Source organism: Polaribacter litoreus, from assembly GCF_054584775.1.
In genome coordinates this window covers 120,100-145,048 of record NZ_JBTLRD010000003.1, presented here as the reverse complement: position 1 = coordinate 145,048, position 24,949 = coordinate 120,100, and the positions used below count along the sequence as shown (strand labels likewise).

Annotated in this window: 35 protein-coding genes; 32 read left to right on the top strand and 3 right to left on the bottom strand. The window is 32.7% G+C overall.

Translation table 11 applies throughout. The features are described from left to right. Positions 1 to 705: 705 nt before the first annotated feature. From ACW9UN_RS03220 to ACW9UN_RS03210, 3 genes are all read right to left on the bottom strand, one after another. Positions 706 to 2,136 (bottom strand): SusD/RagB family nutrient-binding outer membrane lipoprotein, encoded by a 1,431-nt coding sequence (locus ACW9UN_RS03220; protein WP_459483807.1) that lies wholly within the window; start codon positions 2,134 to 2,136, stop codon positions 706 to 708. 12 nt (positions 2,137 to 2,148) lie between these two features. Continuing rightward, complete coding sequence (locus ACW9UN_RS03215; RefSeq protein WP_459483805.1) at positions 2,149 to 5,379, bottom strand: SusC/RagA family TonB-linked outer membrane protein; 3,231 nt, start codon at positions 5,377 to 5,379, stop codon at positions 2,149 to 2,151. 137 nt (positions 5,380 to 5,516) lie between these two features. Beyond that, positions 5,517 to 7,166, bottom strand: coding sequence for a BamA/TamA family outer membrane protein (locus ACW9UN_RS03210; RefSeq protein WP_459483803.1), 1,650 nt, complete (start codon positions 7,164 to 7,166; stop codon positions 5,517 to 5,519). 175 nt (positions 7,167 to 7,341) lie between these two features. On the opposite strand from ACW9UN_RS03210, the gene rpsL reads away from it, so the two are divergent. The 32 genes from rpsL to rplQ all read left to right on the top strand — a co-directional run bounded on the left by rpsL (position 7,342) and on the right by rplQ (position 24,879). Beyond that, positions 7,342 to 7,716: a 30S ribosomal protein S12 gene (gene rpsL / locus ACW9UN_RS03205; RefSeq protein ID WP_018943587.1), complete on the top strand. Its 375-nt coding sequence runs from the start codon at positions 7,342 to 7,344 to the stop codon at positions 7,714 to 7,716. A 27-nt stretch (positions 7,717 to 7,743) separates the two neighbouring features. Then, positions 7,744 to 8,223: a 30S ribosomal protein S7 gene (gene rpsG / locus ACW9UN_RS03200; protein ID WP_459483800.1), complete on the top strand. Its 480-nt coding sequence runs from the start codon at positions 7,744 to 7,746 to the stop codon at positions 8,221 to 8,223. Between the two features lie 5 nt (positions 8,224 to 8,228). Then, positions 8,229 to 10,346 carry an elongation factor G gene (gene fusA / locus ACW9UN_RS03195; RefSeq protein ID WP_459483799.1) on the top strand — a complete coding sequence of 706 codons (2,118 nt, stop codon included), beginning with the start codon at positions 8,229 to 8,231 and terminating at the stop codon, positions 10,344 to 10,346. An 18-nt stretch (positions 10,347 to 10,364) separates the two neighbouring features. After that, positions 10,365 to 10,670: a 30S ribosomal protein S10 gene (gene rpsJ / locus ACW9UN_RS03190; protein ID WP_068363283.1), complete on the top strand. Its 306-nt coding sequence runs from the start codon at positions 10,365 to 10,367 to the stop codon at positions 10,668 to 10,670. A 366-nt stretch (positions 10,671 to 11,036) separates the two neighbouring features. Further along, the gene (rplC, locus tag ACW9UN_RS03185; protein ID WP_215992970.1) at positions 11,037 to 11,654 is read left to right on the top strand and encodes a 50S ribosomal protein L3; all 618 of its coding nucleotides are present in this window, start codon (positions 11,037 to 11,039) and stop codon (positions 11,652 to 11,654) included. Beyond that, positions 11,654 to 12,283, top strand: coding sequence for a 50S ribosomal protein L4 (rplD, locus tag ACW9UN_RS03180; protein WP_459483797.1), 630 nt, complete (start codon positions 11,654 to 11,656; stop codon positions 12,281 to 12,283). The genes rplC and rplD overlap by 1 nt, the downstream gene beginning before the upstream one ends. A gap of 4 nt (positions 12,284 to 12,287) precedes the next feature. After that, positions 12,288 to 12,578 (top strand): 50S ribosomal protein L23, encoded by a 291-nt coding sequence (gene rplW, locus ACW9UN_RS03175; protein ID WP_459483796.1) that lies wholly within the window; start codon positions 12,288 to 12,290, stop codon positions 12,576 to 12,578. Positions 12,579 to 12,589: 11 nt separating this feature from the next. Beyond that, positions 12,590 to 13,414 carry a 50S ribosomal protein L2 gene (gene rplB, locus ACW9UN_RS03170; protein WP_459483794.1) on the top strand — a complete coding sequence of 275 codons (825 nt, stop codon included), beginning with the start codon at positions 12,590 to 12,592 and terminating at the stop codon, positions 13,412 to 13,414. Positions 13,415 to 13,421: 7 nt separating this feature from the next. Continuing rightward, a complete protein-coding gene (rpsS, locus tag ACW9UN_RS03165) occupies positions 13,422 to 13,700 on the top strand; it encodes a 30S ribosomal protein S19 (RefSeq protein ID WP_459483792.1) in 279 nt (92 codons plus the stop codon). Positions 13,701 to 13,706: 6 nt separating this feature from the next. Next, positions 13,707 to 14,111 (top strand): 50S ribosomal protein L22, encoded by a 405-nt coding sequence (gene rplV / locus ACW9UN_RS03160; protein WP_459483790.1) that lies wholly within the window; start codon positions 13,707 to 13,709, stop codon positions 14,109 to 14,111. Between the two features lie 11 nt (positions 14,112 to 14,122). Next, a complete protein-coding gene (gene rpsC, locus ACW9UN_RS03155; RefSeq protein WP_459483788.1) occupies positions 14,123 to 14,839 on the top strand; it encodes a 30S ribosomal protein S3 in 717 nt (238 codons plus the stop codon). Positions 14,840 to 14,861: 22 nt separating this feature from the next. Beyond that, positions 14,862 to 15,293, top strand: coding sequence for a 50S ribosomal protein L16 (gene rplP / locus ACW9UN_RS03150; RefSeq protein WP_105015793.1), 432 nt, complete (start codon positions 14,862 to 14,864; stop codon positions 15,291 to 15,293). A gap of 11 nt (positions 15,294 to 15,304) precedes the next feature. After that, positions 15,305 to 15,496 carry a 50S ribosomal protein L29 gene (gene rpmC / locus ACW9UN_RS03145; RefSeq protein WP_015482228.1) on the top strand — a complete coding sequence of 64 codons (192 nt, stop codon included), beginning with the start codon at positions 15,305 to 15,307 and terminating at the stop codon, positions 15,494 to 15,496. A gap of 20 nt (positions 15,497 to 15,516) precedes the next feature. Beyond that, positions 15,517 to 15,774, top strand: a complete 258-nt coding sequence (gene rpsQ / locus ACW9UN_RS03140) for a 30S ribosomal protein S17 (RefSeq protein ID WP_091891527.1) — start codon at positions 15,517 to 15,519, stop codon at positions 15,772 to 15,774. Position 15,775: 1 nt separating this feature from the next. Then, a complete protein-coding gene (rplN, locus tag ACW9UN_RS03135; protein WP_068363309.1) occupies positions 15,776 to 16,144 on the top strand; it encodes a 50S ribosomal protein L14 in 369 nt (122 codons plus the stop codon). Between the two features lie 14 nt (positions 16,145 to 16,158). After that, positions 16,159 to 16,461 carry a 50S ribosomal protein L24 gene (rplX, locus tag ACW9UN_RS03130; protein ID WP_459483786.1) on the top strand — a complete coding sequence of 101 codons (303 nt, stop codon included), beginning with the start codon at positions 16,159 to 16,161 and terminating at the stop codon, positions 16,459 to 16,461. A gap of 8 nt (positions 16,462 to 16,469) precedes the next feature. After that, complete coding sequence (gene rplE / locus ACW9UN_RS03125) at positions 16,470 to 17,021, top strand: 50S ribosomal protein L5 (protein ID WP_459483785.1); 552 nt, start codon at positions 16,470 to 16,472, stop codon at positions 17,019 to 17,021. Between the two features lie 3 nt (positions 17,022 to 17,024). Continuing rightward, complete coding sequence (rpsN, locus tag ACW9UN_RS03120) at positions 17,025 to 17,294, top strand: 30S ribosomal protein S14 (RefSeq protein ID WP_091891535.1); 270 nt, start codon at positions 17,025 to 17,027, stop codon at positions 17,292 to 17,294. A gap of 160 nt (positions 17,295 to 17,454) precedes the next feature. Then, positions 17,455 to 17,853 carry a 30S ribosomal protein S8 gene (gene rpsH, locus ACW9UN_RS03115; RefSeq protein ID WP_459483784.1) on the top strand — a complete coding sequence of 133 codons (399 nt, stop codon included), beginning with the start codon at positions 17,455 to 17,457 and terminating at the stop codon, positions 17,851 to 17,853. Between the two features lie 10 nt (positions 17,854 to 17,863). Further along, complete coding sequence (gene rplF / locus ACW9UN_RS03110) at positions 17,864 to 18,409, top strand: 50S ribosomal protein L6 (protein WP_459483783.1); 546 nt, start codon at positions 17,864 to 17,866, stop codon at positions 18,407 to 18,409. 11 nt (positions 18,410 to 18,420) lie between these two features. Then, on the top strand, positions 18,421 to 18,765 hold the full coding sequence (gene rplR, locus ACW9UN_RS03105; protein ID WP_459483782.1) for a 50S ribosomal protein L18: 345 nt from the start codon (positions 18,421 to 18,423) through the stop codon (positions 18,763 to 18,765). A gap of 3 nt (positions 18,766 to 18,768) precedes the next feature. Next, positions 18,769 to 19,293, top strand: a complete 525-nt coding sequence (rpsE, locus tag ACW9UN_RS03100) for a 30S ribosomal protein S5 (protein WP_114425985.1) — start codon at positions 18,769 to 18,771, stop codon at positions 19,291 to 19,293. Positions 19,294 to 19,304: 11 nt separating this feature from the next. Then, positions 19,305 to 19,487 (top strand): 50S ribosomal protein L30, encoded by a 183-nt coding sequence (rpmD, locus tag ACW9UN_RS03095; protein ID WP_459483781.1) that lies wholly within the window; start codon positions 19,305 to 19,307, stop codon positions 19,485 to 19,487. 10 nt (positions 19,488 to 19,497) lie between these two features. Then, positions 19,498 to 19,950: a 50S ribosomal protein L15 gene (rplO, locus tag ACW9UN_RS03090; RefSeq protein ID WP_459483779.1), complete on the top strand. Its 453-nt coding sequence runs from the start codon at positions 19,498 to 19,500 to the stop codon at positions 19,948 to 19,950. A 9-nt stretch (positions 19,951 to 19,959) separates the two neighbouring features. Beyond that, positions 19,960 to 21,282 (top strand): preprotein translocase subunit SecY, encoded by a 1,323-nt coding sequence (secY, locus tag ACW9UN_RS03085; RefSeq protein ID WP_459484036.1) that lies wholly within the window; start codon positions 19,960 to 19,962, stop codon positions 21,280 to 21,282. Between the two features lies 1 nt (position 21,283). Then, entirely contained in the window at positions 21,284 to 21,499 is a 216-nt protein-coding gene (gene infA / locus ACW9UN_RS03080) for a translation initiation factor IF-1 (RefSeq protein ID WP_068206835.1), read from the top strand. Positions 21,500 to 21,511: 12 nt separating this feature from the next. Then, complete coding sequence (gene ykgO / locus ACW9UN_RS03075) at positions 21,512 to 21,628, top strand: type B 50S ribosomal protein L36 (protein ID WP_004568720.1); 117 nt, start codon at positions 21,512 to 21,514, stop codon at positions 21,626 to 21,628. Next, positions 21,628 to 21,993 carry a 30S ribosomal protein S13 gene (gene rpsM, locus ACW9UN_RS03070; RefSeq protein ID WP_459483775.1) on the top strand — a complete coding sequence of 122 codons (366 nt, stop codon included), beginning with the start codon at positions 21,628 to 21,630 and terminating at the stop codon, positions 21,991 to 21,993. The genes ykgO and rpsM overlap by 1 nt, the downstream gene beginning before the upstream one ends. A gap of 85 nt (positions 21,994 to 22,078) precedes the next feature. Further along, positions 22,079 to 22,462: a 30S ribosomal protein S11 gene (rpsK, locus tag ACW9UN_RS03065; RefSeq protein WP_459483773.1), complete on the top strand. Its 384-nt coding sequence runs from the start codon at positions 22,079 to 22,081 to the stop codon at positions 22,460 to 22,462. Between the two features lie 139 nt (positions 22,463 to 22,601). After that, positions 22,602 to 23,207 (top strand): 30S ribosomal protein S4, encoded by a 606-nt coding sequence (gene rpsD / locus ACW9UN_RS03060; RefSeq protein ID WP_459483772.1) that lies wholly within the window; start codon positions 22,602 to 22,604, stop codon positions 23,205 to 23,207. Positions 23,208 to 23,303: 96 nt separating this feature from the next. Next, complete coding sequence (locus ACW9UN_RS03055) at positions 23,304 to 24,296, top strand: DNA-directed RNA polymerase subunit alpha (RefSeq protein WP_459483771.1); 993 nt, start codon at positions 23,304 to 23,306, stop codon at positions 24,294 to 24,296. Positions 24,297 to 24,393: 97 nt separating this feature from the next. After that, positions 24,394 to 24,879, top strand: coding sequence for a 50S ribosomal protein L17 (gene rplQ, locus ACW9UN_RS03050; protein ID WP_459483770.1), 486 nt, complete (start codon positions 24,394 to 24,396; stop codon positions 24,877 to 24,879). The last annotated feature ends 70 nt before the right edge of the window (positions 24,880 to 24,949 follow it).

Sequence of the window (24,949 nt, the reverse complement as noted above, 5' to 3'; positions counted from 1 at the left end):
AGAATTACTTTTGCTTTCATATCACATTTACAATCCGAGGTTAAATAGAGCTAGGTTGATATTATAAAACGATAGAAGTTATAAAAATATTCAAAGGTTTTTATTTTCAAAGGATATCAATACAAAATCTGTTAAATCAGTAAATAATTATTTTCTCACCAGAGTTCTACTTTTAATTACTGATTTTTTTTAGTCATATCTTCTACTGTTTAAAACGAATTTCATTTCAATTATACTATTTGCTTTGTAACCCATTTTCAATAAAAATTTATTTTATCTCACTAAGGTTAGAAATGCCTGTCTGCTTTTTTTTAGTAAAATAAATCTTTATTAAATTAAAAAACTATATCCAAGGCTATATAAATATATTATGATTGATGAAAATAAAAAACTATATCTGCCTTAAATTATCCTGTTAATTTACATTTGCGTGATTAAGGTAAGTAAGATTGAATTAAAAACAGTATAGTTGTAGCATATTAACATCAAAAGGTATGAAAAAAATGGATATTGAAAACGAAATGATAACTTCTTTATTTTTACAAGAGAATAATAATTTTACAATACAATAAATCATATAAAACAAAAAGCTATTAAGAAAAATTTAATTTCTTAATAGCTTTTCAAAATCAATGCTTGAAAAATTTATGTTTTTCAGTGACCACTTATAAGGCAGTCTTTTTTAATTTAATCAATTAATTTTGACTAATTCACGTCCCACCAAACTTTGGTAGTCATATCTGCAGGTGTCGAGGTTACAGCATCTAAACTTGCTGAGTTTGTTTGAGTTTCACCTAAAGTATATGGCATTTTTACAGGTATAGAGTTGATTACAGCATCAGCAGGTACAGCTAAAACAGGGTAATCTAATCTTCTCCATTCATTCCAAGCTTCAAAACCATTCATATAAAACGCAACCCATTTTTGAACACCAATAGATTCTTTCCAATTAGCTGCATTATAAGGATTGTTTGTTATATAATCATTTATAGCTGCAGAATCTGTAATTCCCCAGTAATTCATAGATGAAGTAACACCTTCTGCATATGCATCTGCTGCATTTCCACTTAAATTACCTCTTTGATACGCTTCCGCTAATAAAAACTCTACTTCAGAATACGACATTATTACATGAGGAGCTGTTGCAGATCTTACATTATCACTTGGTCTTGAAGTAGTTGGTTTTAGTGCTGTAGCAGCATTATCTACTAAACCATAAGGCATACCAACAATATCTCCAGTTGGTGTTTCATTTGCAAACTCTGCCAATCTTGGATCTCCCATACCTTCTAAAGTTTGAACTAAATACTCAGAAACAGCAAAGTCATCTCTATTGCTTACTAACGGACTTGCGTTTCTAAACATTGGATTTGCTCGGGCTGGATTTGAATCAAAAACAAATAAGCCATCGTCTGAGTTACTAGTCATAAGGTTAGAATTTGCAATTTTTATGTAAGTGTCAGCAGTTGAAGCATCAACATCTACAATTCTCATTGCGTATCTTAACATTAATGAGTTGGTTAATTTAATCCAACTAGCAACGTCTCCATTATATACTAATTCTCCCGAAGTAAATGAAGGAGCACTAGTATCAAAAGATTTAGCAGCATTATCTAAAGTTTCTAAGATGCCTTTATATACGACCTCTTGCGAATCATAACTAGGAGAAGTTTCAGTGCCAATAGCTTCTGTATATGGCACACTACCAAAACCATCGGTCATGAATGCATAAACTTGTGCAGACATTACATCTATAATTGCTTTTTGATTATTTTTGATAGATTCAGAAATGTCTTGACCATCTATTAATTCTTTAGCAGCATCTAATTCTTTTAAAACACTAGCGTACATTGCATCCCATGTGCCACCAAATGTAGTAATGTCTTGATTGTATCTACTGTCATCAGTATATTCATTTTCAGCCCAGTATTGAACCATTAGCAAGCCCCATCCTGAATTCATTCTAGTACCATGTAAGGCGTTGTAAAATGTGTATTGAGCTGTAGATAAAAGTGTTTCTGGAGCTACTTGAACAGCAGCATTTGGGTCTATGTTTAATTCTGGTAAACCATCATCACACTTATAAAATAGTGCAATAGATAGGATTAAAAGAGTATATATTTTTATTTTTTTCATTATAATTAATTTTTAAAATTTTGCAGATAAATTAAATCCAAATGAACTGGTAGGTGGAATTTGAGCATTTTCTAAACCTTGTTGGTTTCCAGAGCTTGTTACTACCTGAGGATCAATATAAGGAACTTCAGAGTATAAAATACCTAAGTTTCTACCAAACGCACTTAAACTTAAACTAGTAAAAGGAGATTTTGCTAAAACTTTTGCAGGCACACTGTAACTTAGTCTTATGTCTCTAAACTTTATAAAACTAGCGTCATAAACATTAGGAGCCGCAACTCTAAACGTATTTGAGAAATATGTTTGTGGATCTGCTATTCTGATGTCATTAACTTCTCCATTCTCTTTTACACCAGGTAATAATAAACCGTCAGCTCTAATATCATCAACACCATTGTAAGAAACGGTTTCAGGATGCATACCAGAATATTTAGACCATTGTAAAGAAGTAGAATGAATTATACCACCTACTTGAAAATCAAACAAAGCAGATAAAGTAAAGTTCTTATAGTTAAAAGCAGTACTAAAACCACCAGTCCAATCAGCAATTGCTGAGCCTAAATAAACTCGATCACTTGTAAATTGATAAGTACCATCTGCATTAACTAATTTATTTCCGTTGTCATCTCTTACGAAATCTTGACCAAACAAAGCCATATATGGTAAACCTTCTTGAATTCTTAAATCTGCTGCCCAAGTTGCACCTTGTCCGATACTTTCAACTAATGTTTCTCCGTTTTCATCTTTTAAAAGTTCAACAACCTCATTGTTTTGACTTGTTAGATTTAGTCCTAAATCCCAAGAAAAATTCTCTGTTTTTATAGGTGTACCATTAATTTGTAGTTCTAAACCTGAATTTTTCATTGTACCAGCATTTAATAATCTAGATGTGTAACCCGTTGAAGCAGATACAGGTACTGGGAATATTTGATCGTCTGTGGTTCTGCTGTAATACGCAGCATCTATAGATAGTCTATTTTGTAATAATTTAACTAAGAAACCAAATTCAACCTCTGTAGTTAACTCATTAACCAAGTCTGGGTTTTGTTGTGAGTTAGGTACATTATACAAAGTATTACCAGCAAAATTTGGGTTAATTGGGTTAAATACGTCAGCAACCCTGTAAGGAGCTCCGTCATTCCCTGCTTGAGCTATACTTGCTCTAACTTTTGCAAAATTAATTACATCACTTACTTTAATTGATTCTAGTTCAGACAAAGCAAAACTCAAAGAAGCAGAAGGGTAAAAATAACTATTGTTTTGTTCAGGTAATGCTGATGACCAGTCATTTCTTGCTGATAAATCTAAAAATAGCATATCTTTAAAACCAAAAGACGCACTTCCAAAAACACTATTAATTCCTCTATTAGATTCAAATGTACTCGCTGTTGGGTCAAGTGCCGAGTTCCCTATATTCCAAAATTTATCAACAACTATACCACCATTGGTAGCTATTGTTGTTCTTTTTTGAAAATTTCTCATTCTATTTACACCAATAAAACCACTAAAGGTTAAGTCTTCATTAATATCGGTATTATAATTAAGACGAGCCTCTATATTAGTTTCTTGAAATCTTCTTTCAGTTTCTGCATAAGAAGCCGCGTTTGCAGATCTTAATGGAGTACCTTCTCGTGAACTAAATTGGAAAAAATCTGTACCAAATTGAGTAGTGAAAGTTAACTTATCTGTAATTGCATATGATAGGTTTGCATTTCCGAAAACTCTGTTTCTTACGTCTTCTTGTAAGTAGTTTTCTCTAACCCATGAAGGATTGTCAAAAAAGTTTGGTCTACTATCAAAAGATAATAAGTTACCAGAACCATCTTCTATAATACCTCTTGGATTCCATGTATATTGATTACCTTCTGATGTGTTTTGCTGAGTTCTTAACCTCTCAACATCTAAATTAGATTGCCACCATTGTGTAAATGCTTGCATCGGATTTGAGTTGTCGTAACCTGTTGCATTTCTGTTTTCTGCTTCAGTCTTTACATAAGTAAATGCTACACTTGCTTTTAATTTATCTGTTAAGTTATAGTTAGTGTTTAAATTAACAGTATTTCTTTTTAGCTTACCTTCTGGAGTAACACCAGTTTGGTCTAAGTTGGTGTAACCAGCTCTAAAAGAACCTTTTTCGTCTCCACCAGAAAAAGCTACTGTGTTTATTAAAGTAACACCAGTGTTAAAAAAGCTTTCGTAAGAATTTTCTGGTGCAACCCATGGTCTTGTTTCTTTGTAGTTGCTTGACCCTGGATCCCATGAATCCCAATGTCTTACAGATACACTTGGGTCAAATTTAGGACCCCATGAACCATCTTTTCCATAGTTTGGAGCTAAATAGCTTACACCATCTTGTATAAATTCATTAAATCCACTTGCAGTATCATAAGTTGACCCTCCACCATAAGTGGTTTGGATAGGAATTAAATTTCTAACTTCATCAAAGGTAACACTTGAGTCAAAAGAAACACCTAAACCCTTTTGATTTTTACCTGACTTAGTGGTAATTAAAATAACACCATTTGCACCTCTTGATCCGTATATTGCAGTTGCAGCAGCACCTTTTAATACAGACATATTTTCTATATTAGATGGGTCAATTTCTGCAGCAGCATTACCATAATCATAAGAGCCACCACCAAACCCAATAGCTTGTGATTGACTAGTGTAGCTGGCATTGCTAATAGGAACACCGTCAACAATAAACAAAGGTTGGTTGTTTCCTAGAAAAGAGTTTGATCCACGAATTGTAATTCTAGAAGATCCCCCTAATGAAGATGGGCTACCTTGAATTTGTACACCTGCAACTTTACCTTGTAAAGAGTTTACAAGGTTAGGCTCCTTTGCTTCATCAATACTTTCTCCTTTTACTTTCTGAATGGAATAACCAATTGCCTTCTCTTTTTTAGAAATACCTAAGGCTGTTACAACAATCTCATCCAATACACTAGCGTCTTCTGAAAGACTTACATTTATAGTGTTGTTAGATCCAACAGTTTTTTCAATGGTTTTGTAACCTAGATAACTAAACCTAAGGATGTCTCCTTTTTTTACTTTGATGGAATACTTTCCATCAAAATCGGTTTCAGTTCCTATTCCAGTCCCTTTTACAGAAACACTAACACCAGGTAGTGGACCCGATGCTTCAGATACAGTTCCTGAAACTGTTTTTTCTTGTGCTAAAGTAATTTGCACAACTAACGCTAAGAGTAACGTTAGAAATCCTTTCAACTTTGTTTTCATTATTTAATTTATTTGAATTAATTTGGTTCAAATATTAAAAATTAAAACCAAAGAACCAATAAAAATTGTTAAAAATTGTTAATAGTTGTTAAAACGTAAGAAAAAGTCTAATGATTTAATAAAATCGTTAAACATCATTAAAAAAAATTGATCCAATTGACGTTTAATTGAATATTCGATAAGTTAAATTTGGTGTTTTTGTTTCCAAGAGCAGAACTGATGTCGATGAACGATTTATTCTTCATAAAACGATATCCTAAGCCTAAACTAATGTAGTTTGATTTGTCTATATTACCATAATCAGTAATCGAATACAGATAACTTTTGTTGTTTGTAATGAGTCTGTATTCCGTGTTAAAATATATATAGCGTTCAGCAAAAATGCTTTGTTCGTTAAATCCTCTCAGAGATTTTATACCTCCAATCCTAAAAAGTTCATTTGTAAAGTAATTGGATGATTGTAGATATCCTGTTTTGGTTCTTATGTAAAAATTATTTCTTGAGTTGATTTCCCAAATGTAAGATACTGATGATTGAATTTTTATTTGATTGGTAGTGTTGTTCTCGAGTTTTCTAACTCCAAAAGCAGGATTTATGTCAAAAGAAAATTTATCATTATTAAAAATATCGTTTTTTGGTATGTTATAGTTGAATTGAAAACCAAAGAAGTAGTTGTTAAATGATTCAGTATTGTCATTTGTCAATGCTTCTAATTTTTCTGATGATTCAGAGTTGTAAGTGGCTGCAATTTTTATTCTAGTGTTAATGTTGTAAGAGAGTTTAGTGTCAAATTTCGTGTTTAAAAAAGTTGAATCCTGTTTGTAAATAGAGAATGACACACCTGCGCTAAATCTTGAGTTAAAAATGTAAGGTATTTCAGTATTAATTTTAAACTCTTGTCTTTCGTTTCCAATGCTGTTCCAAAATAATCCGAATTTTTCACCTGTATTTAAAACGTTGTTTAAGGTTAAATCTAAATTTCCATTAAATAATACTTTACCTTCTTCATCTGATGCAAAATTTACAATTCCATCGAAACTGTTGTTTTGGACTTTTTTAAGATACATATATATTAATGTAGAATCTTTTGTAAATAAAACTTCAGGAGGTTTTATCTCCTTTATAAATTCTAGATCCTTAGTTGCGTTCGAAATATCATTTATTTTTTTTTGATTAAATAGCGTATTCTTTTTAATAGTGTAATAGTTTTTTAAAAATGATTTTGGGAAACCCTCATATCCTTTAACAATAATTTTGTTGATGATTCTTTTTTTAGATGGATGAATATCTAAATCGGCATACAATACGTCTTTTTTTATTTGAATATTTTTTAGCTGAATTTTAGAAAATGACTTTCCATTTGTATCTAAAACATCAGAAATATTTAAAAGAGTAGACTTTAAATTTTCAATGGATATAAAAATAGAATCTCCAGTAATATTAAAGTCTTTTAAAATTGACGAAGTTGTTTTTTCAATTTTAATAACGGCTTGTTTTATTTTAGTGTTTAGAGTTAAGTATGCAGTGTAATGGTTGTTTTTTTTAGAAATACTGTCTATTGTGTTTGTAAAATATCCGATTTCTTTTAAATACTCAGAAATTGTTTTTATTTCATTAAAGATAGCTGTAGTGTCTTTATGTGTTTTTTGGTATTCAATTTTACCAATAGTTTTTAAATTTTCTTTTTGGGTTGATGTTATTTTGAGTGATAAATCTTGTGCTTTAAAACAATACGTTGCGTGTAGTAGAAAAAAAGCGAGGAAGTAGAGTGTTTTTGTTTGCTTCAAAATTGATGGAGTCAGAGTATCAAAAGTAAAATAAAATCGTAAAATTGCACGATTAAAAAATGATTATTAAAAAATAACTCACTGATATTTGAATAATTAGAATTTAATCGTACATTTGCGCACTCTTAAAAAAGAGCAAAGTTTAATAATAAACGAAAAACAGTAATAATTTAGTATGCCAACTATTCAACAATTAGTTCGTAAAGGAAGAACCAAAATAACTAAGAAGAGTAAATCGGCTGCTTTGTCGTCTTGTCCTCAAAGACGTGGAGTTTGTACTCGTGTTTATACTACAACACCAAAGAAACCTAATTCAGCAATGCGTAAAGTTGCCAGAGTTAGATTAACAAATGGTAATGAGATAAACGCATACATTCCAGGTGAAGGACATAACTTACAAGAGCACTCGATAGTATTAGTTAGAGGTGGAAGGGTAAAAGATTTACCAGGTGTTAAATATCACGTGGTACGTGGAGCATTAGATACAGCAGGTGTTGAGGGTAGAACCCAACGTAGGTCTAAGTATGGTGCAAAACGCCCAAAAAAGTAAAATTAGTAACTTTTTTAATGTAAAGACATGAGAAAAAGAGCAGCAAAAAAAAGAGTCTTATTACCAGATCCAAAGTTTAATGATCAGTTAGTAACACGTTTTGTGAATAACTTGATGTGGAGTGGTAAAAAGTCAGTAGCGTTTAAAGTATTTTATGATGCAATGGATATCGTAGAAGAAAGAAAAGGTGAAGGAGAAGAAAGAACAGCCTTAGAAATTTGGAAAGAAGGTTTGTCTAATGTAATGCCACACGTAGAAGTAAGATCTCGTAGAGTAGGTGGTGCAACATTTCAGATTCCAATGCAGATTAGACCAGATCGTAAAGTGTCTATGGCTATTAAATGGATGATTTTATACACTCGTAAGAGAAATGAAAAAACCATGGCACAGCGTTTAGCTGCTGAAATTTTAGCTGCGGCTAAAGAAGAAGGAGCTGCTGTTAAGAAAAGAGTAGATACTCATAAAATGGCAGAAGCCAATAAAGCATTCTCACACTTTAGATTTTAATAATAATGGCTAGAAATTTAAAATTTACTCGTAATATTGGAATTGCAGCACATATTGATGCTGGTAAAACAACAACAACAGAACGTATTTTGTATTATACTGGTGTTTCTCATAAAATTGGAGAAGTACATGATGGTGCAGCAACTATGGACTGGATGGAACAAGAGCAAGAGAGAGGTATTACAATTACTTCTGCAGCTACAACTTGTACATGGCAATTTCCGTTAGAAAATGCGCAACCAACTCCAGAAACAAAAGGATACCATTTTAATATTATTGATACTCCTGGTCACGTAGATTTTACTGTAGAGGTAAATAGATCATTACGTGTATTAGATGGTTTGGTGTTTTTGTTTTCAGCAGTTGATGGTGTTGAGCCACAATCTGAAACAAACTGGAGGCTAGCAGATAACTATAAAGTGCCAAGAATCGGTTTTGTTAATAAAATGGACCGTCAAGGATCAGACTTTTTAGCTGTTTGTCAACAAGTAAAAGATATGTTAAAGTCAAACGCGGTGCCAATCGTTTTAAATATTGGTGACGAAGATGAGTTTAAAGGTATCATAGATTTAGTTAAGAATCGTGCTATTATATGGCATGATGAAACTCAGGGGGCAACTTTCGATGTTATCGAAATTCCTGAAGATATGAAAGAAGAAGCTCGTAAATACCGTGCACTTTTAATAGAAGAGGTAGCAAGTTATGATGAGAATCTTTTAGAAAAATTTATGGAAGATGAAGATTCAATTACAGAAGAAGAAGTGCATAATGCATTAAGAGCTGCTGTAATGGATATGGCTATCATTCCTATGATTTGTGGATCTGCGTTTAAAAACAAAGGTGTTCAATTTTTATTAGATGCTGTTTGTCGTTATTTACCTTCTCCTACAGATAAAGAAGGTATTACAGGTACAAACCCAGATACAGGTTTAGAAGAATTACGTAAACCAGATGTTAAAGAGCCATTTGCTGCTTTAGCGTTTAAAATTGCTACAGATCCTTTTGTTGGTCGTTTGGCATTTTTTAGAGCGTATTCAGGACGTTTAGACGCTGGTTCTTACGTGTTAAACAATCGTTCAGCTAAAAAAGAACGTATTTCTCGTATTTATCAAATGCACGCTAATAAGCAAAACGCAATTGATTTTATCGAAGCTGGAGATATTGGTGCTGCTGTAGGTTTTAAATCTATTAAAACAGGAGATACTTTAACAGATGAAAAACACCCAATTGTTTTAGAATCTATGGATTTCCCAGATCCAGTAATTGGTATTGCTGTTGAGCCTAAAACTAAAGCTGATGTAGATCGATTAGGTATTGGTTTAGGAAAGTTAGCTGAAGAAGATCCTACTTTTACAGTAAGAACTGATGAGGCTTCAGGTCAGACAATTATTTCTGGTATGGGTGAGTTACACTTAGATGTAATTGTAGATCGTTTAAAACGTGAATTCAAAGTTGAAGTTAACCAAGGTCAGCCTCAAGTAGAATATAAAGAAGCTATTACAGCTGCTGCAGATCATAGAGAAGTTTACAAGAAACAATCTGGTGGTCGTGGTAAATTTGCTGATATTGTATTTACAATGGAGCCAGCAGATGAAGGTGTTCAAGGATTACAATTTGAATCTATAATCAAAGGTGGTAACGTTCCTAAAGAATTTGTACCTTCTGTAGAAAAAGGATTCAAAGAAGCAATGAAGAATGGTCCTTTAGCGGGTTATGAAATGGATTCAATGAAAGTAACTTTAAAAGATGGATCTTTCCACGCAGTGGATTCTGATCAATTATCTTTTGAGTTAGCTGCAAAATTAGGTTTTAAAGCTGCTGCTAAAGCTGCTAAAGCTAAAATTATGGAGCCATTAATGAAGTTAGAAGTATTAACTCCTGAAGAAAACATGGGAGATATAGTTGGAGATTTAAATAGAAGAAGAGGTCAAGTTAACGACATGAGTGATCGTAATGGATCTAAAGTTGTTAAAGCATTAGTTCCTTTATCAGAAATGTTTGGTTATGTTACTGCTTTAAGAACAATGTCTTCTGGTAGAGCAACTTCTACAATGGAATTTTCACACTATGCAGAAACTCCTTCAAATGTTTCTGAAGAGGTAATTGCAAAATCTAAAGGTTAATCGACTAAATAATATAAGATGAGTCAAAAAATTAGAATAAAATTAAAGTCTTACGATTATAATTTAGTAGATAAATCTGCTGAAAAAATCGTAAAGACAGTAAAAAGTACTGGTGCTGTTGTAAACGGACCAATACCTTTACCAACACATAAGAAGATTTTTACAGTTTTACGTTCACCACACGTAAATAAAAAATCTAGAGAGCAATTTCAATTAGCTGCTTACAAAAGATTATTAGACATTTATAGTTCTTCTTCGAAAACTATTGATGCTTTAATGAAGCTTGAGTTACCAAGTGGTGTTGAAGTTGAGATTAAAGTGTAATGAAACTTAACTTTTCTTCAGAAAAGTTTGTAGTTGAATACATTCCGAACTTGATTCGGAATCTATTTCAAAATTAAAAAGTGTCTAACTTTCGGTTTAATTTTGTTAAACCGAAAGTTTTTTATACTTTTGCAACCCGAAATAGAGTAGGGTAAGCTATTTTTTGATGTAAAAATCAATAATAGTCACATGTCCAGAGCGTTTCGCGAAGGAAAAACGGAAAAACAAAATCAGCGTTGAATTTGTTTGCGCTGTTTTTTTTTAAGTGAAATTTGAAGGATTAAAAGTGAAACAACTGTTTCAAAACAAATAATTATTAATAATAGACGCGCTGGATAAATATCTATCGTCTAAAATTTTAACTAAATGTCTGGGTTAATAGGTAGAAAAATTGGAATGACCAGCTTATTCGATGAAAATGGGAAGAATATTCCTTGTACAGTAATCGAAGCAGGTCCTTGCGTTGTTACCCAAGTCAGAACCGAAGAGGTTGACGGATACAATGCGTTGCAACTTGGTTTCGATGACAAAAAGGCGAAGAGTTCTAACAAAGCGTTAGATGGTCACTTTAAAAAAGCTGGCACCACTGCTAAGAAAAAAGTCGTTGAATTCCAAGGGTTTGAAGAAGAGTATAAATTAGGAGATGCTATTACAGTAGAGCATTTTGAAGAAGGCGAATTCGTTGATGTATCAGGTGTGTCTAAAGGTAAGGGTTTTCAAGGTGTTGTAAAACGTCACGGTTTTGGTGGTGTTGGTCAAGCAACTCACGGTCAGCATAACCGTTTAAGAGCTCCTGGTTCAATTGGTGCTGCTTCTTATCCTGCAAGAGTATTCAAAGGAATGCGTATGGCAGGAAGAATGGGTGGAGAAAAAGTGAAAGTACAAAACTTAAAGGTATTAAAAGTAGTTGCTGAAAAGAACTTACTTGTTGTTAAAGGAGCTATTCCTGGACACAAAAATGCTTTTGTAACTATTCAGAAATAATGGAATTAGCAGTTTTAGATATTACAGGAAAAGATACAGGTAGAAAGGTTGAGCTTTCTAGTGATGTATTTGGTATAGAGCCTAATGATCATGCAATTTATTTAGATGTTAAACAATACTTGGCTAACCAACGTCAAGGAACGCATAAGTCTAAAGAAAGAGCAGAAATCACTGGTTCTACAAGAAAGATAAAAAAACAAAAAGGAACTGGTACTGCAAGAGCAGGTTCTATCAAGTCTGGTGTTTTTAGAGGTGGTGGTCGTATGTTCGGTCCAAGACCAAGAAATTATTCTTTTAAATTAAACAAGAACTTAAAGCGTTTAGCGCGTAAGTCTGCTTTAAGTATTCAAGCAAATGATAAAAATTTAGTAGTAATCGAAGATTTAAACTTTGAGACTCCAAAGACTAAGAACTTTGTAGATGTTTTAAAGGCTTTAGAATTAGATACTAAAAAATCTTTATTTGTTTTAGGTAATGATAATGCAAATGTGTATTTATCATCACGTAATTTAAAAAATTCTAAAGTGGTAAAAGCTTCAGAAATTAATACTTATGGTGTTTTAAATGCTAATAAAGTGGTAATTACTGAAAGTTCTTTAGAGGGAATTAATTCAAATTTAAGCAAATAGGGATATGAGTATTTTAATTAAACCTATTATTACGGAAAAAGCAACAAACGATAGTGAATTATATAATCGTTATGCATTTGTTGTAGATAAAAAAGCTAATAAAATAGAAATTAAAGATGCTGTAGAAGCAACTTATGGAGTTTCTATTTCAAGCGTAAAAACTTTAAATTATCCAATTCAAAGAAATACTAAGTTTACTAAAAAAGGTTTAGTAACTGGTGTTAAAAGTGGATATAAAAAAGCGATTGTGCAGTTAGCAGATGGAGAAAGTATTGATTTTTATAACAATCTTTAAGAAAAGACAGAATGTCAGTTAGAAAATTAAAACCAATAACACCAGGTCAGCGTTTTAGAGTTGTAAATGGGTTCGACACCATAACAACTGATAAGCCGGAAAAGTCATTATTGGCACCGAAAAAAAGATCTGGAGGTCGAAACAATCAAGGTAGAATGACAACTCGTAATATTGGAGGTGGTCATAAACAAAGATATCGTATTATCGATTTTAAAAGAGATAAGAATGATATGCCTGCAACAGTAAAAACTATTGAGTACGATCCAAATCGTACTGCATTTATTGCTTTACTTAGTTATGCTGATGGTAAAAAACGTTATGTAATTGCTCAAAACGGTTTAAAAGTAGGTCAAACTATTGTATCAGGTAGTGGTGTTGCTCCAGAAATTGGAAATGCTATGCCTTTAAGTGAAATTCCTTTAGGAACAACTATTTCTTGTATAGAATTACACCCAGGTCAAGGGGCTGTTTTAGCTCGTTCTGCTGGTTCTTTTGCTCAGTTAATGGCAAGAGAAGGTAAATATGCGACAGTTAAGTTACCATCAGGTGAAACAAGATTAATTCTTTTAACTTGTTCTGCTACTATTGGAGTTGTTTCTAATTCTGATCATCAATTATTAGTATCTGGTAAAGCAGGTAGAAGAAGATGGTTAGGTAGAAGACCTAGAGTAAATGCTGTAAGAATGAATCCAGTTGATCACCCAATGGGAGGTGGTGAAGGTCGTTCTTCAGGAGGTCATCCAAGATCTAGAAATGGTATACCTGCTAAAGGATATAAAACTAGATCTAAGACTAAAGCTAGTAATAAGTACATTATAGAACGAAGAAAGAAATAATTAAGTTATGGCAAGATCATTAAAAAAAGGACCTTACATTCACTATAAATTAGAGAAAAAAGTTTTAGCTAATGTAGAATCTGGTAAGAAATCTGTTATTAAAACTTGGTCTAGAGCAAGTATGATATCACCAGATTTTGTAGGTCAAACTATCGCTGTTCATAATGGACGTCAGTTTGTACCAGTATACGTTACAGAAAACATGGTAGGACATAAATTAGGCGAATTTTCACCAACTCGTTCTTTTAGAGGACATGCTGGTGCAAAAAATAAAGGAAAAAAATAGTAGGAAATGGGAGTTCGTAAAAAAAATATGGCAGATCAGTTAAAAGCAGATAGAAAGCAACGTGCTTTCGCTAAGCTTACTAACTGTCCTACATCACCGAGAAAAATGCGTTTAGTAGCAGACCAAGTAAGAGGAGTAGAAGTTGAAAAAGCTTTACAAATCTTAAAGTTTAGTCCTAAAGAAGCATCAATCAACTTAGAAAAATTGTTATTGTCTGCAATTGCAAACTGGCAAGCTAAAAATGAAGATGCATCTATAGAAGAAGCTGGTTTGTATGTAAAATCTATTTGTGTAGATAGCGCAGGAATGTTAAAAAGATTAAGACCGGCTCCACAAGGGCGTGCACATAGAATTCGTAAGCGTTCTAATCACGTAACTTTAGAGTTAGGAAGTAAAAATTTAAGTAATTAATCAAAGTAGAAATGGGACAAAAAACAAATCCAATTGGGAATCGTTTAGGAATCATCAGAGGTTGGGAATCTAACTGGTATGGTGGCAATGACTACGGAGATAAAATTGCTGAAGATGATAAGATAAGAAAGTATATTAATGCTAGATTATCTAAAGCAAGTGTTTCTAGAGTAATTATAGAGCGTACTTTAAAACTTGTAACCGTTACTATTACTACTGCTCGTCCAGGTATCATTATTGGTAAAGGAGGTCAGGAAGTAGACAAGTTAAAAGAAGAGCTTAAAAAAATTACAGGTAAAGAAGTTCAAATTAATATTTTTGAAATAAAACGTCCAGAATTAGATGCAAAATTAGTTGCAACTAGTATTGCTCGTCAAATCGAAAATAGAATTTCCTACAAAAGAGCAGTTAAAATGGCTATTCAAGCTACTATGAGAATGAATGCTGAAGGAATTAAGGTTCAAATTTCAGGTCGTTTAAATGGAGCAGAAATGGCACGTTCAGAACATTACAAAGAAGGTAGAATTCCTCTTTCTACTTTTAGAGCTGATATCGATTATGCACTTGTAGAAGCTCATACTCAATACGGAAGACTAGGAGTTAAAGTATGGATTATGAAGGGTGAGGTTTATGGTAAAAGAGAATTATCTCCTTTAGTAGGCTTGTCTAAGAAACAAGGTGGTAAAGGTGGTGAAAGATCTAAGCGTGGACCTCGTAGAAGAAAATAATTTTTAAAATTAGAAATTAAAAATGTTACAGCCAAAAAGAGTAAAATACCGTAAGGTACAGAAGGCGAAAGGAAATATGACTGGTAATTCTCAAAGAGGAAACCAACTTTCTAATGGAATGTTTGGGATTAAATCTTTAGATCAGAACTTACTAACTTCACGTCAAATTGAGGCAGCTCGTATTGCAGCAACGCGTCATATGAAAAGAGAAGGTCAGTTATGGATAAAAATATTTCCAGATAAGCCTATCACAAAGAAGCCTTTAGAAGTACGTATGGGTAAAGGAAAAGGAGCTCCAGATCATTTTGTTGCAGTTATTAAACCAGGTAGAATTTTGTTTGAAGTTGGTGGTGTACCAATGCACGTGGCAAAAGAAGCTCTACGTTTAGCAGCTCAAAAACTTCCAGTAAAAACGAAGTTTGTAATAGCAAGAGATTTTGATATTAACGCATAATTCTAAATACAATGAAACAATCAGAAATAAAAGAATTATCTACAGCAGATCTTAATGAGAAGTTGGTAGCGTTGCAAAAAAATTATACCGATCTTAAGATGGCTCACGCAATAACTCCTATGGAGAATCCATTGCAATTGAGAAGCTTAAGAAGAACTGTAGCAAGAATTGCAACAGAATTAACAAAAAGAGAATTACAATAATTCTATAGTCAGTTTTAAAGATGGAAAAAAGAAATCTTAGAAAAGAGAGAATTGGTGTTGTTTCTAGTAGCAAAATGGAGAAATCTATTGTTGTATCAGAAACTAAGAGAGTTAAACACCCAATGTACGGTAAGTTCGTTTTAAAAACGAAAAAGTATGTTGCACACGACGAAAAGAATGATTGCAACGAAGGAGATACTGTAAGGATCATGGAAACAAGACCTATGAGTAAATCTAAACGTTGGAGATTAGTAGAAATCCTAGAAAGAGCTAAATAATATGTTACAGACAGAATCAAGATTAAAAGTAGCAGACAATACTGGAGCAAAAGAAGTTTTAGTAATTAGAGTTTTAGGAGGAACAAAAAAACGTTACGCAAGTATTGGAGACAAGATTGTGGTATCTGTTAAAGCTGCAACTCCTAACGGAACTGTAAAAAAAGGTCAAGTATCTAGAGCAGTTGTTGTAAGAACAAAAAAAGAAGTTAGACGTAAAGACGGATCATACATTAGATTTGATGATAATGCTTGTGTACTTTTAAATCCTACAGAGGAAATGAGAGGAACACGTGTATTTGGTCCTGTTGCTCGTGAGCTTCGTGAGAAACAATTCATGAAAATAGTATCATTAGCACCTGAAGTGCTGTAAATCCTTACATAAAAATGAAGAAGTTCAAATTAAAATCAGGAGATACTGTAAAAGTAATTGCAGGGGATAATAAAGGATCTGAAGGCAAAGTACTACAAATTATCAAGGATAAAGATAGAGTAATAGTAGAAGGTGTAAACTTAGTTTCTAAGCATACAAAACCTAGTGCTCAAAATCCTCAAGGTGGTATTGTAAAAAAAGAAGCATCATTACACATTTCTAATGTTATGTTAGTTGAAGATGGTGTTGCTGTAAGAGTTGGTTATAATGTTGATGGAGATACTAAAACTAGAATCTCTAAAAAAACGAATAAATAGTAGTAATCATGAGTTACGTACCAAGATTAAAAGCAGAATACAAAGAAAGAGTTATAAAAACTCTTACTGAAGAATTCAGTTATAAGAATGTAATGCAAGTACCTAAATTAGAAAAAATAGTGGTTTCTAAAGGTGTTGGTGCTGCAATTGCAGATAAGAAATTAATAGATTATGCTGTAGAAGAGTTGACAAACATTACTGGTCAAAAAGCAATTTCTACGATGTCTAAAAAAGATGTTGCATCATTTAAATTACGTAAAGGAATGCCAATTGGTGCAAAAGTTACGTTAAGAGGTGATAAAATGTACGAATTTTTAGATAGATTAGTTACAGCATCTTTACCACGTGTTAGAGATTTTAACGGTATAAAAGCTAATGGATTTGATGGAAGAGGTAATTACAATTTAGGTATTACTGAACAAATCATCTACCCAGAAATCAATATTGACAAAGTTAAGAAAATCGGAGGAATGGATATTACATTTGTAACGTCTGCAAATACTGATAAAGAAGCAAAGTCATTATTAGGAGAATTAGGTTTACCATTCAAAAAAAATTAAGAAATGGCTAAAGAATCAATGAAAGCTCGCGAACGTAAAAGAGCAAAAACAGTTGCAAAATATGCAGAAAAGAGAAAGGCTTTAAAAGAAGCTGGAGACTATGAAGCATTGCAAAAATTACCAAAGAATGCATCACCAATTAGAATGCACAACAGATGCAAATTAACTGGTCGTCCAAAAGGATATATGAGACAATTTGGTATCTCTCGTGTAACGTTCAGAGAAATGGCAAATCAAGGTTTAATACCAGGTGTAAAAAAAGCCAGCTGGTAGAAAATTAATATTAAACCTTAAAAATAAAAATAGAATGTGTACATTTGCACGCTCTATTTTTTTGAGTACAGAGATTTTAACAGATTATAGGTTCGATATTCACAGCTTAGCTGTAGGTAAATAGAGATTATTGAAAACCGTAATCACAATTTAATTAAATATGTATACAGATCCAATCGCCGATTTTCTTACTAGAGTAAGAAATGCAATCGCAGCAGGACACAGAGTAGTAGAAGTTCCAGCTTCAAATTTGAAGAAGGAAATGACTAAAATTTTGTTTGATCAAGGGTATATTTTAAGTTATCAATTTAATGATGAGTCCGTTCAAGGAACCATTAAAATTGCACTTAAGTATGACAAAGACACAAAAGAGTCAGTAATCAGAAAAATTCAACGAATCAGTACACCAGGTTTACGTAAGTATGTTGGCTCTAAAGAGATGCCAAGAGTATTAAACGGACTTGGTATTGCTATTGTTTCTACATCAAAAGGTGTAATGACAAACAAAAAGGCACGTATGGAAAATGTTGGAGGAGAAGTTTTATGTTACGTTTATTAAATCTTGAAAGATGAGTAGAATAGGAAAAAATCCCGTTAGCATCGCACAAGGTGTAGATGTAAGCATAAAAGACAATGTAATTACTGTAAAAGGTAAATTGGGTGAGTTATCTCAAACAATATCTGATGGTATTACAGTTAAAATAGAAGATGGTGCTGTAGTTTGTAATAGGGCTTCAGAAAGTAAAGACCATAAGGCACAACATGGTTTAATGAGATCTTTAATCAATAATATGATTGAGGGCGTTTCCAAAGGTTGGACTAAAGAATTAGAATTGGTAGGTGTGGGTTATAGAGCATCCAATCAAGGTCAAAAATTAGATTTGGCTTTAGGTTTTTCACATAATATTGTTTTAGAATTAGCTCCAGAAGTTAAAGTTGAAACAGTTTCAGAAAAAGGAAAAAATCCAATCGTTAAACTAACTTCGTTCGACAAGCAATTGGTGGGTCAAGTGGCTGCTAAAATTAGAGGTTTCCGTAGACCAGAACCTTACAAAGGTAAAGGTATTAAGTTTGTGGGTGAAGTATTAAGAAGAAAAGCAGGTAAATCTGCATAAGATATAGCATTATGGCATTATCAAAATTACAAAGAAGAACTAGAATTAAGCGTAGAATCAGAAAGATTATCACTGGCACAGCTGCTAAACCAAGATTATCGGTTTACAGAAGTAACAAAGAAATATACGCTCAATTAGTAGACGATGTAAAAGGAGCAACATTAGCTTCTGTATCGTCTAGAGATATAAAAGCAGAAACGAAAGTTGAGGCTTCTAAAGCTGTTGGTAAAGCAATCGCAGAGAAAGCAGCTAAGGCAGGAGTAGAAACAGTTGCTTTCGATAGAAATGGTTATTTATACCATGGTAGAGTTAAAGTATTAGCAGATGCTGCAAGAGAAGCTGGTTTAAAATTTTAAGAAATTATGCAAGGTTATAAAAACGTAGAAAGAGTTAAGCCAAGTGGATTAGAGCTTGTAGATAGATTAGTAGGTGTACAACGTGTAACTAAAGTAACAAAAGGAGGTAGAGCATTTGGTTTCTCTGCTATCGTTGTTGTTGGTGATGGTAATGGAGTTGTTGGTCACGGATTAGGTAAATCTAAAGATGTATCTTCAGCAATTGCAAAAGCAGTAGAAGATGCCAAAAAAAATCTAGTAAGAATACCAATTTTAGAAGGTACCTTACCTCACGAGCAAAAAGGTAAATTTGGTGGTGCAAAAGTATTCATCAAACCAGCTTCTCCTGGTACAGGGGTTATTGCTGGTGGTGCAGTTCGTGCAGTGTTAGAGTCTGTAGGTGTACACGATGTATTATCTAAATCTCAAGGATCTTCAAACCCTCATAATGCAGTAAAAGCAACATTTGATGCTTTATTACAATTGCGTAGTGCTACTGCCATTGCGAAGCAAAGAGGTATTTCTTTAGAAAAAGTATTTAACGGATAAATCTAAGAACGATGGCAAAAATTAAAGTTACACAAATAAAAAGTCAAATCGGGCGTCTTAAGAATCAGAAAAGAACTTTAGAGGCTTTAGGTTTACGTAGATTGAACCAAACAGTTGAGCACGAGGCAACTCCGTCGATTGTTGGTATGGTAAATAAAGTTTCACATTTAGTTTCTGTAGAGGAATTAAAATAAGATATTTAAAATGAGTAGTTTACATAACTTAACACCAGCAGAAGGATCTGTTAAAAAAGAGAAAAGAATCGCACGTGGTGAAGGTTCTGGTCATGGAGGTACCTCAACTAGAGGTCACAAAGGGGCTAAATCTCGTTCAGGTTATTCTCGTAAAATTGGTTTTGAAGGAGGTCAAATGCCACTTCAAAGACGTGTTCCAAAATTTGGTTTCACAAATATCAATAGAAAAGAATACCAAGGAATCAATTTAGATAAAATACAATCTTTAGTTGATAGCGGAAAAATAACAGATACAGTTACATTAGATGATTTAGTTGCTAATAGATTGGCAAGCAAAAACGACTTAGTTAAAATATTAGGTGGTGGCGAGCTAAAAGCTAAATTAACCGTAACCGTACATAAATTTACAGCATCAGCTAAAGCTGCAATTGAAGCAGCTGGAGGAGAAGCTGTTGCTTTATAATAGTAAATGATGAATTTGATTAATAAATTAAAAGAGATTTTTAGTATAGAAGAATTAAAAAACAAAATTCTTCTTACTGTCGGATTAATTGCTGTATATCGCTTTATGGCTTCTGTACCTTTACCAGGAATAGATCCATTGCAATTAGCGGCATTAAAAGACAGTACTTCAGGTGGTCTTTTAGGATTATTAAATGCATTTACAGGAGGGGCATTTGCTAGAGCGTCAGTAATGGCACTTGGTATTATGCCTTATATTTCTGCTTCTATTGTAGTTCAGTTGATGGGAATTGCAGTTCCGTATTTACAAAAATTACAAAAGGATGGAGAAAGTGGACGAAAGAAAATTACACAAATAACAAGATGGCTTACCATTGGTATCACTTTGGTACAAGCACCAACATATATTACTGCTATTAAAACTCAATTCGGTTTAGGTCCAGAAGCTTTTTTAGTGCCTGGCGTTACTTTTTGGGTTTCCTCTATAATTATTTTAACTGCAGGTACAATTTTTGCCATGTGGTTAGGTGAACGAATCACTGACAAAGGTGTTGGTAATGGTATATCTTTATTGATTACTGTTGGGATTGTTGCTAATTTTCCAGCTGCATTTTTGCAAGAGTTTGTTTCTAAAACAGAAAATGCAGGAGCTGGTGGGTTAATGATGATTTTAATAGAAATTATTTTATGGTTTGTTGTAATTTTATTAACTGTACTATTGGTAACTGCCGTTCGTAAAATTGCAGTACAATATGCAAGAAGAACAGTTGCTGGTAACACACAAAATGTTGCTGGATCTAGAGATTATATCCCTTTAAAGTTAAACGCAGCAGGTGTAATGCCAATTATATTTGCTCAAGCCATCATGTTTGTGCCTTTAGCTTTAGGTCAGAAATTTCCAGCTTTAGTTGGCTTAACAGATTCCAATGGATGGCAGTATAATGTTATTTTTGCTTTACTAATCATCATTTTTAGTTATTTCTACACTGCTATCACTATTCCTACGAATAAAATGGCAGAAGATTTAAAAAGAAGTGGTGGGTTTATACCAGGAATCAGACCAGGAAAAGATACTGCAGATCGATTAGACTCTGTATTATCTAGAATAACATTCCCAGGATCTTTATTTTTAGCAGCATTATCAATCTTGCCTGCAATCGTAGTACAATTTGGAGTACAACAAAGTTGGGCCATGTTTTATGGTGGTACATCATTAATCATTATGGTTGGTGTTGCAATTGATACATTACAACAAATAAATTCATATCTATTAAATCGTCATTATGATGGTTTAATGAAACCAGGAAATAGTAACAGAAAATCGAATAAGTAAAATGGCTAAACAACCCGCAATTCAACAAGATGGAACAATAACAGAAGCATTATCTAATGCAATGTTTCGTGTAGAATTAGAAAACGGACATATTGTAACGGCTCACATTTCGGGTAAAATGCGTATGCATTATATTAAATTATTACCAGGTGATAAGGTAAAATTAGAAATGAGTCCTTACGATTTAACAAAAGCAAGAATTACTTACAGATACTAAAAAAATATACAGATGAAAGTTAGAGCATCAGTTAAAAAAAGAAGTGCCGACTGCAAAATAGTACGCAGAAAAGGTAGATTATATGTAATTAATAAACAAAATCCTAGATTTAAACAAAGACAAGGGTAATGGCAAGAATAGCAGGTATTGATATTCCAAAGAATAAAAGAGGAGTTATTGCTTTAACTTACATCTTTGGTATAGGAAACAGTAGAGCTAAAGAAATTTTAGCTAACGCAAAAGTTGACGAAAGTATTAAAGTTCAAGATTGGACTGATGATCAAATTGCATCAATTAGAGAGCAAGTAGGAACTTTTACAATTGAAGGTGAATTACGTTCAGAAGTTCAAATAAACATCAAACGTTTGATGGATATTGGATGTCAGAGAGGAATCCGTCACAGATTAGGGTTACCTTTAAGAGGTCAAAGAACTAAAAACAACTCTCGTACTAGAAAAGGTAAGAGAAAAACAGTAGCTAACAAGAAAAAATAAGTTAGTTGATTAACCTAGTTATGGTTTAGTGTGCCGTTTTTATAAAAAACAATTTGCTAAACAGATTAACTAAACATTTATTATTATGGCAAAAGCAAGTTCAAAAAAACGTAAAGTAATTATTGATGCAATTGGAGAAGCGCACGTAACAGCATCTTTCAATAACATCATTATATCTTTAACAAATAAAAGAGGAGACGTAATTTCATGGTCGTCTGCAGGTAAAATGGGTTTTAGAGGTTCTAAAAAGAATACTCCTTATGCAGCTCAATTAGCAGCAGAAGATTGTGCAGCAGTAGCTAAAGAAGCAGGTTTACGTAAAGTAAAAGTGTATGTAAAAGGACCAGGTAATGGTAGAGAATCTGCAATTAGATCTATTCATAATGCAGGTATCGAAGTTACAGAAATTATTGATGTAACTCCTATTCCTCACAATGGATGTCGTCCACCTAAAAGAAGAAGAGTATAATTTGAATCTTATTCAAATTAGATGCTGAACTAGTTTCAGCATCTTCTTATAACAATAAATATTATATTTTAATTTGATAGGATTCAGATTAGCGAAGGATAAGCCTTAATTCATAATCCCTATCTATAACACAAACAAAATGGCAAGATATACAGGACCAAAAACTAAAATTGCTCGTAAATTTGGTGAAGCAATTTTTGGCGAAGACAAAAACTTCGAAAAAAGAAATTTTCCTCCAGGACAGCATGGTAATGCAAGAAGAAGAGGAAAAAAATCTGAATATGCTACTCAATTAATGGAGAAGCAAAAAGCAAAATATACTTATGGTATTTTAGAGCGTCAGTTCAGTAACTTATTTAAAAAAGCGTCAGCATCTCAAGGAATTACTGGTGAAATCCTTTTACAATTATGTGAATCTCGTTTAGATAACGTTGTTTACAGAATGGGAATTTCTAATTCTAGAAGTGGAGCTCGTCAATTAGTTTCTCATAGACACATTACTGTTAACGGAGAAATTGTTAACATACCTTCTTATAGTTTAAAAGAGGGTGATGTTGTTGCTGTAAGAGAAAAATCGAAGTCTTTAGTAGCTATCGAAGATGCATTAGCATCAAATAATAATGTTTACGAATGGTTAACTTTTAATAATGATACAAAGTCAGGAACTTTTGTAAAAGCACCAGAAAGATTACAGATTCCAGAAAACATTAAAGAACAATTAATAGTAGAATTATATTCTAAATAATAATCTATTCACATTGGTATTTGGCCAAAGGGTTTATTCGTATTTCTTCACACTTATAAACCGCGCAACCAAATAACAATTAAAACGAAGAAAACTATGGCAATTTTAAATTTTCAAAAACCAGATAAAGTAATTATGATTGAATCTACCGATTTTAAAGGTAGATTTGAATTCAGACCATTAGAACCAGGTTTTGGTTTAACTGTGGGTAATGCTTTAAGAAGAGTATTATTATCATCTTTAGAAGGTTTTGCAATTACATCATTAAGAGTAGATGGTGTAGAGCACGAGTTTTCTACAGTTCCTGGAATTGTAGAAGATGTTACAGAAATTATCTTAAACTTAAAACAAGTTCGTTTTAAGAAACAAATAGATGAAACTGATAGAGAAACTGTATCTGTTTCAGTATCTGGTCAAGAGCAATTTACTGCTGGCGATTTACAGAAGTTTATTTCTGGTTTTCAAGTATTAAATCCAGATTTAGTGATTTGTAATATGGAGAAATCTGTAAAATTGAATGCAGAAATTACTATAGAAAAAGGTAGAGGATTTGTGCCAGCAGAAGAAAATAAAAAAGCTTCTGCACCAATTGGTACAATCTTTACAGATTCTATTTACACACCAATTAAGAATGTGAAATATGCAATCGAAAATTATCGTGTAGAACAAAAAACGGATTACGAAAAATTAGTTTTCGATATCGATACTGATGGATCAATCAATCCAAAAGACGCATTAACTGAAGCTGCAAAAATATTAATTCACCACTTTATGTTATTCTCTGATGAGCGTATCACTTTAGAGGCAGATGAAATTGCACAAACAGAAACATATGATGAAGAATCATTACATATGCGTCAATTATTAAAAACTAGATTAATCGATATGGATTTATCTGTTAGAGCTTTAAATTGTTTAAAAGCTGCAGAAGTAGATACATTGGGAGATTTAGTTTCTTTTAACAAAAGTGATTTAATGAAGTTTAGAAACTTTGGTAAAAAATCATTAACAGAACTCGAAGAATTAGTTATTGTTAAAGGTTTAAGTTTCGGAATGGATTTAACAAAATATAAGTTAGATAGAGATTAATTCAATTAATTTCTTAAAGATAATATAATTATAATTTTTCATAGTTTGCTCCTCAAAAAGGGTAGAAGCAAGATGAAAACCTAAAACAAACGTCACAATGAGACACGGAAAAAAACACAATCATTTAGGTAGAAAAACAGCGCACAGAAAAGCGATGTTAGCTAATATGGCTTGTTCCTTAATAGAACACAAACGTATTAATACTACAGTTGCTAAAGCAAAAGCATTAAGAGTTTTTGTAGAGCCATTAATTACTAAATCTAAGTCAGATACAACTCACAATAGACGTGTTGTATTTTCTTATCTACGTGATAAATATGCGGTTACTGAACTTTTTAGAGAAGTATCTGTAAAAGTAGCAGACAGACCAGGTGGTTATGTTCGTATCATTAAATTAGGAAATCGTCAGGGAGATAATGCTCCAATGGCAATGGTAGAATTGGTTGATTACAACGAAATTTACAACCCTAAAGGTGCTAAAATCAAAAAATCTACAAGAAGAAGTAGAAGAGGTGGAGGTAAAAAAACTGAAACTAAGGTTCAGGCAGAAACATCAACAACAGAAGAAAAATCAGAAGATTAAGAAATGATTTTTTTTAAGAGCATATTAAAAGGATAAACGTTTACGTTTATCCTTTTTATTTATAATAAAT

Bases quoted from the DNA above. Each gene is read 5' to 3' on its own strand.
- ACW9UN_RS03220 (WP_459483807.1), bottom strand. From the start codon at position 2,136: ATGAAAAAAATAAAAATATATACTCTTTTAATCCTATCTATTGCACTA.
- ACW9UN_RS03215 (WP_459483805.1), bottom strand. From the start codon at position 5,379: ATGAAAACAAAGTTGAAAGGATTTCTAACGTTACTCTTAGCGTTAGTT.
- rpsL (WP_018943587.1), top strand. From the start codon at position 7,342: ATGCCAACTATTCAACAATTAGTTCGTAAAGGAAGAACCAAAATAACT.
- rpsG (WP_459483800.1), top strand. From the start codon at position 7,744: ATGAGAAAAAGAGCAGCAAAAAAAAGAGTCTTATTACCAGATCCAAAG.
- fusA (WP_459483799.1), top strand. From the start codon at position 8,229: ATGGCTAGAAATTTAAAATTTACTCGTAATATTGGAATTGCAGCACAT.
- rpsJ (WP_068363283.1), top strand. From the start codon at position 10,365: ATGAGTCAAAAAATTAGAATAAAATTAAAGTCTTACGATTATAATTTA.
- rplC (WP_215992970.1), top strand. From the start codon at position 11,037: ATGTCTGGGTTAATAGGTAGAAAAATTGGAATGACCAGCTTATTCGAT.
- rplD (WP_459483797.1), top strand. From the start codon at position 11,654: ATGGAATTAGCAGTTTTAGATATTACAGGAAAAGATACAGGTAGAAAG.
- rplW (WP_459483796.1), top strand. From the start codon at position 12,288: ATGAGTATTTTAATTAAACCTATTATTACGGAAAAAGCAACAAACGAT.
- rplB (WP_459483794.1), top strand. From the start codon at position 12,590: ATGTCAGTTAGAAAATTAAAACCAATAACACCAGGTCAGCGTTTTAGA.
- rpsS (WP_459483792.1), top strand. From the start codon at position 13,422: ATGGCAAGATCATTAAAAAAAGGACCTTACATTCACTATAAATTAGAG.
- rplV (WP_459483790.1), top strand. From the start codon at position 13,707: ATGGGAGTTCGTAAAAAAAATATGGCAGATCAGTTAAAAGCAGATAGA.
- rpsC (WP_459483788.1), top strand. From the start codon at position 14,123: ATGGGACAAAAAACAAATCCAATTGGGAATCGTTTAGGAATCATCAGA.
- rplP (WP_105015793.1), top strand. From the start codon at position 14,862: ATGTTACAGCCAAAAAGAGTAAAATACCGTAAGGTACAGAAGGCGAAA.
- rpmC (WP_015482228.1), top strand. From the start codon at position 15,305: ATGAAACAATCAGAAATAAAAGAATTATCTACAGCAGATCTTAATGAG.
- rpsQ (WP_091891527.1), top strand. From the start codon at position 15,517: ATGGAAAAAAGAAATCTTAGAAAAGAGAGAATTGGTGTTGTTTCTAGT.
- rplN (WP_068363309.1), top strand. From the start codon at position 15,776: ATGTTACAGACAGAATCAAGATTAAAAGTAGCAGACAATACTGGAGCA.
- rplX (WP_459483786.1), top strand. From the start codon at position 16,159: ATGAAGAAGTTCAAATTAAAATCAGGAGATACTGTAAAAGTAATTGCA.
- rplE (WP_459483785.1), top strand. From the start codon at position 16,470: ATGAGTTACGTACCAAGATTAAAAGCAGAATACAAAGAAAGAGTTATA.
- rpsN (WP_091891535.1), top strand. From the start codon at position 17,025: ATGGCTAAAGAATCAATGAAAGCTCGCGAACGTAAAAGAGCAAAAACA.
- rpsH (WP_459483784.1), top strand. From the start codon at position 17,455: ATGTATACAGATCCAATCGCCGATTTTCTTACTAGAGTAAGAAATGCA.
- rplF (WP_459483783.1), top strand. From the start codon at position 17,864: ATGAGTAGAATAGGAAAAAATCCCGTTAGCATCGCACAAGGTGTAGAT.
- rplR (WP_459483782.1), top strand. From the start codon at position 18,421: ATGGCATTATCAAAATTACAAAGAAGAACTAGAATTAAGCGTAGAATC.
- rpmD (WP_459483781.1), top strand. From the start codon at position 19,305: ATGGCAAAAATTAAAGTTACACAAATAAAAAGTCAAATCGGGCGTCTT.
- rplO (WP_459483779.1), top strand. From the start codon at position 19,498: ATGAGTAGTTTACATAACTTAACACCAGCAGAAGGATCTGTTAAAAAA.
- secY (WP_459484036.1), top strand. From the start codon at position 19,960: ATGAATTTGATTAATAAATTAAAAGAGATTTTTAGTATAGAAGAATTA.
- infA (WP_068206835.1), top strand. From the start codon at position 21,284: ATGGCTAAACAACCCGCAATTCAACAAGATGGAACAATAACAGAAGCA.
- ykgO (WP_004568720.1), top strand. From the start codon at position 21,512: ATGAAAGTTAGAGCATCAGTTAAAAAAAGAAGTGCCGACTGCAAAATA.
- rpsM (WP_459483775.1), top strand. From the start codon at position 21,628: ATGGCAAGAATAGCAGGTATTGATATTCCAAAGAATAAAAGAGGAGTT.
- rpsK (WP_459483773.1), top strand. From the start codon at position 22,079: ATGGCAAAAGCAAGTTCAAAAAAACGTAAAGTAATTATTGATGCAATT.
- rpsD (WP_459483772.1), top strand. From the start codon at position 22,602: ATGGCAAGATATACAGGACCAAAAACTAAAATTGCTCGTAAATTTGGT.
- ACW9UN_RS03055 (WP_459483771.1), top strand. From the start codon at position 23,304: ATGGCAATTTTAAATTTTCAAAAACCAGATAAAGTAATTATGATTGAA.
- rplQ (WP_459483770.1), top strand. From the start codon at position 24,394: ATGAGACACGGAAAAAAACACAATCATTTAGGTAGAAAAACAGCGCAC.